Here is a 12850-nt window from a genome sequence, read left to right on the forward strand (position 1 = left end):
AACGCCGCCACCGGACGTCGCCATCGCGGCACCATCCGAGACCCGTTGTCACCCACCCGTGACCGGTGGTACACAATTGGCCGTTCCGCTCCGGCGATCCGGGCTGAAAAGCCAGCAATGACTGGCTGATCAACGGAAACACCGTAACACTCCAACAGGGACGGTGGCGTATGCTGCTCGCCCGGCGGCGCATCGCCGCACGGGTCGCGGCGACCGGCCGTCAGCTCCCGGAAAGGGCAGACGATGCGACGGTGGCATGGTGCGCTGGCGCTGGCCGGCACGGTGGTGCTGCTGCTCACCGGCTGCGTGCCGCCACACGGCTCCGACGGTGACCTCACCGACGACTGGCCCGCGCTGCGTCCGCCCCGGGCGTTCGTCCCCGCCGCCGGGGCCTGCCTGCCCCGGATCAGCGTGGTGGTCCAGGCCAGCACCTACGACACCGTCGACTGCGCCCGCAGCCACCTCGCCGAGGCGATCCACGTCGGCACCTTCACCGGCGCCAGCGCCGAGGCCGACACCCGGCCGGAGCCCGGCTCCCCGGCCCTGCGCACCGCCCGCGCCGAGTGCGACCAGCGGGCCCGCCAGGTGCTCGGCGGGGACTGGCGCTCGGCCCGGCTCACCCTGAACATCGCCGTGCCGTCCAGCGCGGCGTGGCGCGTCGGGGCGCGCTGGTTCCGGTGCGACCTCAGCGAGACCGACAGCATCGACAACACCCGCCCGGTCAACCGGGTCGGCAGCCTGCGCGGCGCCCTGCTCGGCGACTCGCCCCTGGCCCACCGCTGCTTCGACCCGAAGCTGATCGGCGGCAACCTCAACTACATGGCCCCGGTGCTCTGCACCGAGCCGCACCGCGCCGAGTTCGTCGGCGTGTACGAGGAACGGGACATGACCTGGGCGGAGTTCAGCAGGGCCAACGCCCAGGTGCACCGGCGCTGCATGACCCTGGTCGCCGCCTTCGCCGCCGTACCGGTCAACAGCGAGCTGCCGTACCGGGCCGGCTCGATCTTCTACCCGCCGTCGCAGCGGGAGTGGGAGGAGGGCGACCGGGGCGTGCGCTGTTTCCTGTGGAGCGACGACCGCAAGCTCACCCGCTCCATGCGCGACGCCGGGCCCCAGGGCCTCCCCACCACCTGACCCACCCCGCCCGGGTCGCGCCCAGGCGGGGTGGGGCGGTGGGTCAGGTGCGGCGGAGGGTGGCGAGGAACATCGCGTCGGTGCCGTGACGGTGCGGCCAGAGCTGCACCGTCGGCCCGTCACCGAGGCCGGGCATCCCCGCCGGCAGCAGCGGCCGGGCGTCGACGAAGTCCACCCCGACACCGCAGCGCCGGGCCGCCTCGGTCACCGACACGTGCGTCTCCACCGTGTGCGGGGAGCAGGTCACGTACGCCACCACCCCGCCCGGCCGGGCCGCCCGCAACCCGGCGGCGAGCAGCTCCCGCTGCAACCGGGTCAGCGCCGACAGGTCCGACGGCTGCCGCCGCCACCGCGACTCCGGCCGCCGCCGCAGCGAGCCCAGCCCGGTGCAGGGCGCGTCCACCAGTACCCGGTCGAAGTGCCCCTCGGGCAGCTTCGGGTCGCTGCCGACGGTCCGCCCGTCGGTGGCCAGCACGGTCACCGGCAGCCCCCGGGTCGCCTCGGCCACCAGCCGGGCCCGGTGCTCGGCCACCTCGACCGCGGTCAGTCGGGCCCCCCGCTGGGCGGCCAGCGCACCGAGCAGCCCCGACTTGCCGCCCGGACCGGCGCACAGGTCCAGCCACCGGCCGTCCGGGCCGTCGAGCGGGGCGGCGACCAGCGCGTCGGCGACCAGTTGCGACCCCTCGTCCTGCACGTGCGCCCGCCCCTGCGCCACCGCCGGCAGGTCGCCGGGCGCCCCACCGGACAGGTAGACCGCGTACGGGGAGAAGGCGCCCGGGGCGCCGCCGACCTCGTCGGCCAGCTCCACCGCGTCGACCAGCCCCGGTCGGGCGCACAGGTGCACCGGGGGACGCTCGTTGTCCTCGATCAGCAGCCGAGTGGTCTCCCCCAGGTCACCGCCGAGCGCCTCGCTGAACGCCCGCACGATCCACTGCGGGTGGCTGTACGCCAGCGCCAGGTGGCCGATCGGATCGGTCTCGGCGGACGGGGCGAGCTGGGCCACCCAGCCGTCGGCGTCGCGGGTGGTGACCTCCCGCAGCACCGCGTTGGCGAACCCGGTCGCCCCCGCGCCCACCAGCCGGACCAGGTCCACGGTGGAGGAGACCGCCGCGTGCGGCGGAACCCGGGTGTGCAGGAGCTGGTACGCCCCGAGCCGCAGCGCGTCGCGCACCGGCGGGTCGATCCGGGCCACGTCCCGCCCGGCGGCGGCGGTCAGCACCGCGTCCAGGGTGCCCAGGTGCCGCAGGGTGCCGTAGGTCAGCTCGGTGGCGAAGGCGGCGTCCCGGCCGTACAGGCCCGTCTCGCGCAGGATCGCCGGCAACACCAGGTTGGCGTACGCGTCGTCGCGGTGCACCGCCGCGACCGCCTCGTACGCCGCCTGCCGGGCCCGGTCCACCGGCGGGCGGGCCGGCCGGCCCGCCGCACCGCGCCGGTCGCCGCCGGGCCGCCGGTCCGCACCGCCCCGCCGGTCGCCACCGCCGAAGCGCTGGTCGCCACCGCCGGAACGCTGGTCACCGCCGAAACGCTGGTCAGAACCGGAACGCGGGCCGGCGGCACGGTCGGGGCGACCCGGCGCGTACCCCCGCTCGGGGCCGTTCGACGCCCCGGTCACGCCAGCTCCTCGCCGGCAGCGACCCGGGTCCCGCGGGCCCAGTCGGTGGCCGGCATCGCCTTCTTGCCCGCCGCCCGCACCTCGCCCAGCCGAACCGGGCCGGTGGCCGTGCCGGCCAGCACCCGGGACTTCTCCACCAGCAGCTCACCGGGTTTCAACTCGGGCCCGTCCGGCACCACGGTCACCGGGCCGAGCTTCACCCGGTCGCCCCGGAAGGTGGTCCACGGGCCGGGGGCCGGGGTGCACGCCCGGATCCGCCGGTCCACCGCGAACGCCGGATCGGACCAGCGCACCCGGGCGTCCTCCACGGTCAGCTTCGGTGCCAGCGACACCCCGTCGGCGGGCTGCGGCTCGGCCCGCGCGCTGCCCGCCCCGATCGCGTCGAGGACGGCCACCAGCAGGCCGGCGCCGGAGTGCGCCAGCCGCTCCAGCAGGTCACCGGAGGTGTCGGCGGGGCGGATCTCGTCGGTCACCGTGCCGAAGACCGGCCCGGTGTCCAGGCCCTCCTCCAACTGGAACACGCTGGCCCCGGTCAGCTCGTCGCCGTGCAGCACCGCGTGCTGCACCGGCGCGGCGCCCCGCCAGGCGGGCAGCAGCGAGAAGTGCAGGTTGATCCAGCCGTGCCGGGGGATCTCCAGCGCCACCGGGGGCACCAGCGCGCCGTAGGCGACCACCGGCACGCAGTCCGGGGCCAGCTCACGCAGCCGGTCCAGGAACTCCGGCTCCCGGGGACGGGCCGGGGTCAGCACCTCCACCCCGTGCGCGTCGGCCCACGCCCCCACCGGGGAGCGGACCAGGCCCCGCCCGCGACCGGCGGGCGCGTCGGGACGGGTGACCACGGCGAGCAGGTCGTGCCCGGAGGCCGCCAGGGCGTCCAGGGCGGGTACGGCGACGGCCGGCGTACCGGCGAAGATCAGACGCATCGGCCGGTCACCGCCCCAGGCCGAAGGGGCTGCTGTGCGGGTTCACCTTCACCGTCGGCGGGGCACCGGGGTCGTACCACTCGGCCGCCCGGATCGCCTTCATCGCCGCCTTGCGGCCGGCCTGGTCGAGCCGGTCGAGGAAGAGGACCCCGTCGAGGTGGTCGGTCTCGTGCTGGACGCAGCGGGCCATCAGGCCGGTGCCGACGATCTGCATCGGGTCGCCGTAGCCGTTGAAGCCCTTGGCGATCACGTTCTGCCGCCGCCGGGTGTCGAAGTAGAGCCCGGGGATGGACAGGCAGCCCTCCGGGCCGTCCTGCTCCTCCTCGTCGGGAAACTCCAGCACCGGGTTGACCAGGTGCCCGACCACGTCGTCGACGTCGAAGGCGAACACCCGCAGCCCCACGCCGAGCTGGGGCGCGGCCAGACCGGCGCCGTTCTGCTCGCGCATCGTGTCGGTCAGATCGGTGACGAGCTTGCGCAGCTCGACGTCGAAATCGACCACCGGATCGGCCGGCGTGCGCAGCACCGGATCGCCGAAGAGACGGATGGGCTGGACGGTCACGCGGGATGGCTCCTTCGACGGCGGGACGAACAGTGCCGTACCAGTCTACGGAGTGACCCGGGCGGTTCCCGGCGGCCTACCACGGTCGGTGACCGCCGCAGGCGGTGGCCCCGGTCACGGTCACGCCGTCCGCCGGTCGTCGGAGCCGCCGACGGTGACCGGCAGGGTGTCGTATCCGCGCAGGGTCAGCCGGGGCCGACGCCGGGGGCGGGCGGCCAGCTCCAGGCCGGGCAGCCGGCGCACCAGCAGCGGGAAGGCGACCTGCGCCTCCAGCCGGGCCAGGCCGGCGCCGAGACAGAAGTGCGCCCCCGCGCCGAAGGAGAGCGGCTGCGGGTGCGCCCGCCCGACGTCGAAGCGCTCCGGCTCGGGGTACCGGCGCGGGTCCCGGTTCGCGGCACCGAGCAGGACCAGCACCCAACTGCCGGCGGGCAGGTCCAGCCCACCGGAGCGGACGCCGGTGGTGGTGATGCGGGTGGTGAGCTGCACCGGCGAGTCGTACCGGAGCAGTTCCTCGACGTACTGCGGGGCGAGGTCGGGCCGCGTGCGCAGCGCCTCGGCCTCCCTGGGGTGGTCGAGGAGCACGACCAGGCCGTTGCCGAGCAGGTTGGTGGTCGTCTCGAAGCCGGCCACCAGCAGCACCACCAGGTTGGCCAGCAGTTCGTCCCCGGTGAGCCGGTCGCCGTCGGCGTCGTGCACCCGGACCAGCGCGCTGGTCAGGTCGTCGGCGGGCGCCCGGCGGCGGGCCTCGATCAGCTCGGTGAGGTAGGCGCGCAGCTCGGCGGCACCCCGGTCGGCGACGGCCAGCTCCGCTGCGGTGATCTCGGGCTCCAGCACCACGGTCAGGTCGGCCGACCAGCGCCGGAACAGCGGCCAGTCCGCCGCCGGGACGCCGAGCAGCGTGCAGATCACCCCGACCGGCAACGGGTACGCGAACTCGGCCATCACGTCCACCACGGCGCCGTCGCGGCCCTTCGCGGCCATCGCGTCGATCAGCTCGCCGGCCTGGGCGGTGATCACGTCGCGCAGCTCGGCGATCCGGCGGGGGGTGAACGCGCCGGCCGCGAGCCGGCGCATCCGGCTGTGGTCGGGCGGGTTGGTGCGCAGCATCGACCGGGAGATCGACTCCATCGCCGGGCTGCCCCGCCAGCCGGGCAGCACCTGGTCGCGCAGCGCGTCGTCGAGCACGCCGAACCGGTTGTCACGCAGGATCGCGTCCGCCTCGGCGTAGCCGTTGACCAGGGAGAACTCCGGCCCCTGGAGCACCGGCCCGTGGGCGCGCAGCCGCGCGTAGGTCGGGTACGGGTCCACCCGCCCCTGCGGGGAGAGCAGCGCCGTCATCGCCTCGGCCGCATCCACTGAGCCTCCCCGTCGACGCCTGGAAGGCTCCATCATGCCGAACCGGGCATCGGCCCGCAGCCCCGGCCGGGTGGCCCCGGCAGCGGGCACCGCCCGGCCCGCTCCGGCTGCGGGCACCGCCCCCGGCCGACGCGGTCCGGTCAGGCCGGCCGGCCGTGCCGAGCCGGTCAGGCCGAGCCGGTCAGGCGCCGGGCGCCGGCTCCCCGGCGAGCACCGCGCCCCCGCCGAGCAGGGCGTGCTCGGGCAGCGGCAGCCGGATGCCGTGGGCCGCCTCCCAGTCGTACACGATCGAGGGGCGGACCTGGGCGGCGAAGTACTCCACCGCGCTCACCCCGCCGACGACCGGCTCCTCCACCTCGGCCACCAGGCGGCCCGGAACGAGGCGGAAGCCGCTCTGCAGGGCGGCGCTGAGCCGGCGGTGCCCGTCCACGACGTAGAAGTACTCGCCGGTGTAGCCGATCTTCAGCGGCTCCAGGGCCTGGCCGCCGGCGGCGGTTACCTCGCCCACGAAGTCCGAGTCCCACAGGTCCCGCAGGGCGGACACGTCCTCGGTGGGGTACACCCGGGCCGGGTCGAGCAGCAGCAGCGGCGGGTCCTGGGTGACGATGTCGGCGCCGAGGGTACCGGTGAAGACGGCGATCACCTGCTCGATCACCTCGTCGGCCCGGGCCCGGGTGGTGTCGCAGATCAGGTCGTAGTTGCGCAGCCGGGCCTTGTCCACGCCGTACCGGACGATGAACCGGTTCCGCTCGCTCTCGCTGCGCTCGCGCAGCCGGAGCTTCGCCTCCTCCTGGGAGGTGTAGCTCTCGGCCGGGCCGGAGGGGCGGGCCAGCACCCGCCGGGCCGCCTCGCCCGGCTCGGTGATCATGTGCACCTTGAGCGCGTCGGTGAAGAAGTGCCAGGCCAGCCGGGAGTCCATGACCAGGCGCTCACCGGAGGCGGCGATGTCGCGCTGCAACTGGTCGACGTACCCGTCGACGGCCTGGTCCAGCTCGGCGTGCAGGTTGAGCTGGAGCGCGGTCATCTGGCGCTCCTGGGCCATCTGCCGGTACAGGTCACCGACGCTGACCCGGCGCAGCCCCAGCCGTTCGGCGATCTCGACGGAGACGGTGCTCTTGCCGCTGCCGAGGTCACCGTTGAAGACGATCGATTGACGTACGGTCACGACTGGTCCACCCCTGATCACCGTCTGGTTGACATCATCGACTCGGCGTCGCCGGGACGCCGGGACCGACCCGACCTCGTCGCGACGCCGCCACCGACCCGTCACTCACGGTGACGCCGGCCCCACCACCGTCGCCGCGTCCGCGCGCCCGGGCATGACGGGCGATGCTATCACTTCGGGACCAACAGCCCGGCACGACGCCACTCAGAACAGGCTCAGCGGATCCACCTGGAGACGGACCGGATCGACGGCCTTACGCGCCGTACGCGCGGCGGCGGCGGCGTGCAACGCCCCGGCGAGCGCGGCGGCCCGCGCCCGGGGCACCCGGACCAGCATCCGCTCCCGGTCGTCGTCGGCCGGGACCGGGCCGAGCACCTCGGCCCCCTCGGGCAGGCGGGCCTCGGCCAGCAGGTCGGCCACCGCGTCGGCGGTGCCGGTCACGCTGGCCATCCGGACCGCCGGGGGAAAGCCCAACTCCCGGCGTTCGGCCAGTTCCCGGGCGGCGAACCAGGCGGCGTCCCAGCGCAGCAGCGCCTGCACCGGGGCGAGCGCCCCGTCGGCGACCACCACCACCCGGCCGCCCCCGGCGGCCGGCCGGGCCAGCGCGGCGGCGGTCATCCAGCGGCGCAGCGCCTCCTCCCCGGCACGCAGGTCGGCCCGGGTGAGCAGGGCCCACGAGTCGAGCAGCAGCACCGCGCCGTACCCACCAGCGGCCACCGGCTCGGCGCCCGGGGTGGCGATCACCAGCCCGGCCCCGCCGGGCACGGCGGTCAGCACCTCGTCCCGGCCCGAGGTCCGCACCGGCACCCCCGGGAAGGCCCGACCCAACTCCTCGGCGGTGCGCCGGGCACCGACGACCGCGGCCCGCAGCCGCCGCCCGCCGCACTCCGGGCAGGCGTACGCGGCGGCGACCCGACCGCACCAGCGGCAGGCGGGCGTACCGGTGGCCGACGGCAGCGCCAGCGGCCCGGCGCAGTGCGGGCAGCGGGCCGGGCTCCGGCACTCGGCGCAGGCCACGGCGGGCAGGTACCCCCGGCGGGGCACCTGCACCAGCACCGGCAGGTCGGCGCGGACCGCCTCCCGGGCGGCGGTCCAGGCCAGGCTGGGCAGCCGGGCGGTCGCCGCGCCCGGGTCGCGGGCCAGTTGCGGGTCGTCGCCGGTCGGCGCCACCGCCGGGGTACGTTGGCGCAGGACGGCCCGGTCGGCGGCCACCTCGCGGGCCCACCCGGTCTCGATCAGCAGTTGCGCCTCGGCGGTCCGGGAGAAGCCGCCCACCAGCGCGGCGGCGTCGGTGAGCTGGGACCGGGTCAGCAGCACCTCCCGGGCGTGCGGGTACGGGTCCCGGGGCTCGGCGTGCACGTCGTCCCCGTCGTCCCAGATCGCCACCAGCCCGAGCCGGTCGACCGGGGCGAACATCGCCGCCCGGGTGCCGATCACCACCGGCACCTCGCCCCGGCGGGCGGCGAGGAAGGCCCGGTACCGCCGGGCCGGGCCGAGCGCGGCCGACAGCCGCACGTGCCGCCCCTCGCCCAGCGTCGCCGTCAGCGCCGCGTCCAGCCGGTCCAGGTCCCGACCGTCGGCGACCACCATCACCACGCCCCGGCCACCGGCGACGGTCGCGGCGGCGGCCTCGGCGTAGCGGGCCGCCCAGTCCTCCCCCGGCAGCGCGGACCAGACCGCCCGGGGGCCCCGCCCCTCGGTGAGGGCCCGCAGCAGCGCCGGCCCGGCCGGGTAGGCACGCCAGCCGCCGTCGGCCGCCAGCACGTCGCCGGGCGGCCCGGCGGGTGCCGCGCCGGCGCTGTCGACCGGGGGGTGGGCCGGCTCGGCGGGACGGCTGGGCTCAGCCGGGCGGGTGGGCTCAGCCGGGGACGGCGGGTCGTCGGCCGCCGGGGCGGGGAGGAGTTCCTTCTCGACCCGGGCGTGCCGGGGCGGGACGGCGAGGCGGAGCACGTCGGCGAGGCTGCCCGCGTACCGGTCGGCGACCGCGCGGGCCAGCCGGGCCACCTCGGGGGCCAGCACCGGCACCGGCGAGACGACCTTCTCCAGGTACTCCAACCGGCCCTGGAACGTCGAGGCGTCGACCCGCTCCAGCAGCCAGCCGCCGACCAGTTGGCCGGCGAAGCGCACCTTCACCCGGCAGCCGGGCACGGCGTCGTCGGCCAGGGCGGCCGGCACCAGGTAGTCGAAGAGCCGGTCGAGGTGGGGCAGAGGGACGTCCACGCAGACACGAGCGACCGGCGACCCGTCAGCGGGTCGCCGGTCGCTGCGCCTGGTGCCGGTCAGGCTCCCGCGGCCGACTTGAGGTCGGCGGCCCGGTCGGTGTTCTCCCAGGTCAGGTCGGGCAGCTCACGGCCGAAGTGGCCGTAGGCGGCGGTCTGCCGGTAGATCGGACGGAGCAGGTTGAGGTCCCGGATGATCGCGGCGGGCCGCAGGTCGAAGACCTCGTTGACGGCCTTCTCGATCGAGGCCACCGGCACCGTCTCGGTGCCGAAGGTCTCGATGAACAGGCTCACCGGGTGGGCCTTGCCGATCGCGTACGCGACCTGCGCCTCGCAGCGCTCGGCGAGACCGGCGGCCACCACGTTCTTGGCCACCCAGCGCATCGCGTACGCCGCCGAACGGTCCACCTTCGACGGGTCCTTGCCGGAGAACGCGCCGCCACCGTGCCGGGCGTACCCGCCGTAGGTGTCGACGATGATCTTCCGGCCGGTCAGGCCGGCGTCCCCCATCGGGCCGCCGATCTCGAACCGGCCGGTCGGGTTCACCAGCAGGCGGTAGCCCTCGGTGTCCAGCCCGAGGCTCTCCAGCTCCGGGGCGATGACGTGCTCGCGCACGTCCGGGGTGAGCAGCGACTCCAGCGAGATGTCGGCCGCGTGCTGGCTCGACACCACCACCGTGTTGAGCCGGACCGGGCGCAGCCCCTCGTACTCGATGGTCACCTGCGTCTTGCCGTCCGGCCGCAGGTACGGCACGGTGCCGTCCTTGCGGACGGCGGCGAGCCGCCGGGACAGCCGGTGTGCCAGCGCGATCGGCAGCGGCATCAGCTCGGGCGTCTCCGAGCAGGCGAAGCCGAACATCATGCCCTGGTCACCGGCACCCTGCGCGTCCAGGGCACTCTCCGACGAGCCGGTCCGCAGCTCGAAGGCGTTGTCCACACCCTGGGCGATGTCCGGGGACTGGGCGCCGATCGAGACGCTCACCCCGCAGGACAGCCCGTCGAAGCCCTTCTTCGACGAGTCGTACCCGATGTCCAGGATCGTCTCGCGCACGATGGTCGGGATGTCGGCGTACGCCTTGGTGGTCACCTCACCAGCGACGTGCACCTGACCTGTGGTGATCAGGGTCTCCACGGCGACCCGGCTGCGCGGGTCCTCAGCGAGCAGCGCGTCCAGGATGCCGTCGCTGATCTGGTCGGCGATCTTGTCCGGGTGGCCTTCCGTGACCGATTCGGACGTGAAGAGGCGGCGTGTCACGGCACTCCTAAGGTATGGAAAAGTCGTTCCGCGGAAGTGTAGTCACCGCAACGCGAGAGCGTTGGCACGGTCCGCATCCGGTCACCCTTCGGGACTTACCGCCCACCGGGCCACCACGAGGTCCCAGACGCCGTCGGCCAGGTCCTCTTTGGACCGTTCGGGCATGTCGTGCACCGAACCGTCCGCGCCGATGACGGTCGCCGTGTTGGTGTCGGCCCCGAAGACCTTGTCCGGCCCGACCTCGTTGACCACGACGAGGTCCGCCCGCTTGCGCGCGAGCTTGGCCCGGCCGTTGGCCACGGCGTCGCCCGTCTCCGCGGCGAACACCACCAGCACCTGCTCCGGTCGACGACGCCGGCCCCACTCGGCGGCGATGTCAGGGTTGGTGACGAGTTCGATCGTAGGGGCTGCCGCGTCCGACTTCTTGATTTTGCCGGTGGAGTACGCCGCCGGACGGAAGTCGGCCGGGGCCGCGGCCATCACCACCGCGTCGGCGTCCGCGGCGGCGGCCAGGGTGGCCGCGCGCAGTTCCTCGGTGGTGCCGACCCGGACCACATCGACGCCGGCCGGGTCGGCCAGCGTCACGTTCGCCGCGACCAGGGTGACCCGGGCGCCCCGGGCGACGGCCGACCGGGCGAAGGCGTACCCCTGCTTGCCCGACGACCGGTTGCCCAGGAACCGGACCGGGTCCAGCGGCTCGCGGGTCCCCCCGGCGGTGACCACCACGTGCCGCCCGGCGAGGTCGGCCGGGGCGGCGACGCCCCGGGCGAGGGCCCGGCGGGCGACCGCGAAGATCTCGGCCGGGTCGGGCAGCCGGCCCTTGCCGCTGTCGGCCCCGGTGAGCCGGCCGACCGCCGGCTCGATCACCACGACCCCCCGGGCCCGCAGGGTGGCCACGTTGGCGACGGTCGCCGGGTGCTCCCACATCTCGGTGTGCATGGCCGGGGCCAGCACCACCGGGCAGCGCGCCGTCAGCAGGGTGTTGGTGAGCAGGTCGTCGGCGAGGCCGTGGGCGGCCTTGGCGAGCAGGTCGGCGGTGGCCGGCGCGACGACCACGAGGTCGGCCTGCTGGCCGAGCCGCACGTGCGGCACCTCGTGCACGTCGGACCAGACGTCGTCGGCGACCGGCTGGCCGGAGAGCGCCGCCCAGGTCGGCGCGCCGACGAAGCGCAGGGCCGAGGCGGTCGGCACGACCCGGACCCGGTGCCCCGACTCGGTGAACAGTCGCAGCAGCTCACACGCCTTGTAGGCGGCGATGCCACCGCCGACCCCGAGGACGATCCCAGCGGACATCGGCGTGCCGACGGCGCGGACTACGGCTGGTCGGTCGGCTCGGCGGTGAGCAGACCGGCGTTGATCTCGCGCATGGCGATCGAGAGCGGCTTCTCCTGGGGGGTGGTCTCCACCAGCGGGCCGACGTACTCCAGCAGGCCCTCACCGAGCTGGCTGTAGTAGGCGTTGACCTGGCGGGCCCGCTTGGCGGCGAAGATCACCAGCGCGTACTTCGAGGTGGTCTTGTCGAGCAGCTCGTCGATCGGCGGGTTGGTGATGCCTTCGGGGTTGGCGATGGATCCCACGAATAACCTCTGCGTCTCAAGGGTGACCGCGCGGACGCGGTTGGCCGGTGCGCCACACGGAGGCGGCTGCCCTTCCGCCCGCGACCCGGGTGACCGGCCGGCACCCGCACGGGCGGGACCGGTCAGTCCGCCGGCCGGGGCTGGCCCGACGGCAGGGGCCGGACCGGAGCCGAAACGGAAGAACCGAGCAAGCCTACCAGCTCGTCGATGACCTGCTCGGTGCGGTCGTACCGGACGGTGTGGTCGAGCACGGCCGTGACGGCCGGGTCGGGGCGGTAGCCGGGCGGCCGGAGGAGGACCAGGCGGACCTCCTCCGGCATGGCCGCGCGGACCCGTACCGCCCCGGGCAGGTCCAGCGGAAGCAGGACCTGCTGTCCGGCACGCAGTCGGGCCCGCACCGGCCCGACGGGCGTACCCCGCCGGTACGGCCCGATCCGGGACCACTCCAGCAACTCGCCGGAGTCGGCCAGTTGGTCGAAGTCGGCCGGGTCGAGGAAGACCCGGTCGATCCCGGCCAGCTCGCCGTCACGGCGGGGCCGGGTGGTCGCCGGAACGGGCGTCCAGACGAACGGAGAACGCGCCCGGACCAGCTCGACCACACTCTCCCGGCCGGTACCGGACGGTCCGGCCAGGACAGTGAGCCGAGCCACCGGGCGCGTCTCGCCATCCGTGCTCACTGCTTGTTTCTACACGGCGTCGCGGCTCAGTTCGCGGCGAACTCTCCCAGCAGCGCCTTGCGCTGCTGCTCGCCGAGGCCACGCAGGCGACGGCTGTCGGCGATCTTCAGCTTCTCCATGATCTGGGTCGCCCGGATCTTGCCGATGCCCGGCATCGACTGCAGGACGGCCGAGACCTTGAGCTTGCCGACGACGTCGTCGGCCTCAGCCCGGTCGAGCACGGCGGCGAGGGTGGTCTTGCCCTGCTTGAGCTGCTCCTTCAGCTCAGCACGGGCCTTACGGATCTCCGCAGCCTTTTCCAGCGCGGCTGCACGCTGCTCAGGGGTCAGTGACGGGAGCGGCACCAGTTCTCCTCAGGTCCCTATCGCGAC

General features: G+C 75.0%; 12 protein-coding genes. 1 reads left to right on the forward strand and 11 read right to left on the reverse strand.

The window, feature by feature from the left end; genetic code table 11:
• The first annotated feature begins 243 nt into the window (after nt 1-243).
• On the forward strand, nt 244-1134 hold the full coding sequence (locus tag ACQUFX_RS14270) for a septum formation family protein (RefSeq protein WP_428966516.1): 891 nt from the start codon (nt 244-246) through the stop codon (nt 1132-1134).
• Between the two features lie 43 nt (nt 1135-1177).
• Here the strand turns inward: ACQUFX_RS14270 and ACQUFX_RS14275 are convergent, their stop codons facing one another.
• The 11 genes from ACQUFX_RS14275 to mihF all read right to left on the reverse strand — a co-directional run bounded on the left by ACQUFX_RS14275 (nt 1178) and on the right by mihF (nt 12823).
• On the reverse strand, nt 1178-2746 hold the full coding sequence (locus tag ACQUFX_RS14275; RefSeq protein WP_428966517.1) for an RsmB/NOP family class I SAM-dependent RNA methyltransferase: 1569 nt from the start codon (nt 2744-2746) through the stop codon (nt 1178-1180).
• Nucleotides 2743-3669, reverse strand: a complete 927-nt coding sequence (fmt, locus tag ACQUFX_RS14280) for a methionyl-tRNA formyltransferase (protein ID WP_428966518.1) — start codon at nt 3667-3669, stop codon at nt 2743-2745. Before fmt ends, ACQUFX_RS14275 begins: the two co-directional genes overlap by 4 nt.
• Nucleotides 3670-3676: 7 nt before the next feature.
• Entirely contained in the window at nt 3677-4231 is a 555-nt protein-coding gene (gene def, locus ACQUFX_RS14285) for a peptide deformylase (protein WP_428966519.1), read from the reverse strand.
• Nucleotides 4232-4351: 120 nt separating this feature from the next.
• Nucleotides 4352-5587, reverse strand: a complete 1236-nt coding sequence (locus tag ACQUFX_RS14290; protein WP_428966520.1) for a cytochrome P450 — start codon at nt 5585-5587, stop codon at nt 4352-4354.
• A gap of 181 nt (nt 5588-5768) precedes the next feature.
• Nucleotides 5769-6752: an AAA family ATPase gene (locus ACQUFX_RS14295; RefSeq protein ID WP_428966521.1), complete on the reverse strand. Its 984-nt coding sequence runs from the start codon at nt 6750-6752 to the stop codon at nt 5769-5771.
• Between the two features lie 204 nt (nt 6753-6956).
• The gene (locus ACQUFX_RS14300; RefSeq protein ID WP_428966522.1) at nt 6957-8972 is read right to left on the reverse strand and encodes a primosomal protein N'; all 2016 of its coding nucleotides are present in this window, start codon (nt 8970-8972) and stop codon (nt 6957-6959) included.
• A 59-nt stretch (nt 8973-9031) separates the two neighbouring features.
• Nucleotides 9032-10225, reverse strand: coding sequence for a methionine adenosyltransferase (metK, locus tag ACQUFX_RS14305; RefSeq protein WP_428966523.1), 1194 nt, complete (start codon nt 10223-10225; stop codon nt 9032-9034).
• An 81-nt stretch (nt 10226-10306) separates the two neighbouring features.
• Entirely contained in the window at nt 10307-11518 is a 1212-nt protein-coding gene (gene coaBC / locus ACQUFX_RS14310) for a bifunctional phosphopantothenoylcysteine decarboxylase/phosphopantothenate--cysteine ligase CoaBC (RefSeq protein ID WP_428966524.1), read from the reverse strand.
• A gap of 20 nt (nt 11519-11538) precedes the next feature.
• Nucleotides 11539-11802 carry a DNA-directed RNA polymerase subunit omega gene (gene rpoZ, locus ACQUFX_RS14315; protein ID WP_067373935.1) on the reverse strand — a complete coding sequence of 88 codons (264 nt, stop codon included), beginning with the start codon at nt 11800-11802 and terminating at the stop codon, nt 11539-11541.
• Between the two features lie 122 nt (nt 11803-11924).
• The gene (locus ACQUFX_RS14320; protein WP_428966525.1) at nt 11925-12479 is read right to left on the reverse strand and encodes a nucleoside/nucleotide kinase family protein; all 555 of its coding nucleotides are present in this window, start codon (nt 12477-12479) and stop codon (nt 11925-11927) included.
• A gap of 26 nt (nt 12480-12505) precedes the next feature.
• Entirely contained in the window at nt 12506-12823 is a 318-nt protein-coding gene (gene mihF, locus ACQUFX_RS14325; protein ID WP_067373941.1) for an integration host factor, actinobacterial type, read from the reverse strand.
• Between the last annotated feature and the right edge of the window lie 27 nt (nt 12824-12850).

It is taken from the genome of Micromonospora fluostatini, from assembly GCF_050410825.1.
GTDB lineage: Bacteria > Actinomycetota > Actinomycetes > Mycobacteriales > Micromonosporaceae > Micromonospora > Micromonospora rosaria.

What these genes read in the sequence shown, in the direction of transcription:
- ACQUFX_RS14270 (WP_428966516.1), top strand. Translation starts at nt 244, where the DNA reads ATGCGACGGTGGCATGGTGCGCTGGCGCTGGCCGGCACGGTGGTGCTG.
- fmt (WP_428966518.1), bottom strand. Translation starts at nt 3,669, where the DNA reads ATGCGTCTGATCTTCGCCGGTACGCCGGCCGTCGCCGTACCCGCCCTG.
- coaBC (WP_428966524.1), bottom strand. Translation starts at nt 11,518, where the DNA reads ATGTCCGCTGGGATCGTCCTCGGGGTCGGCGGTGGCATCGCCGCCTAC.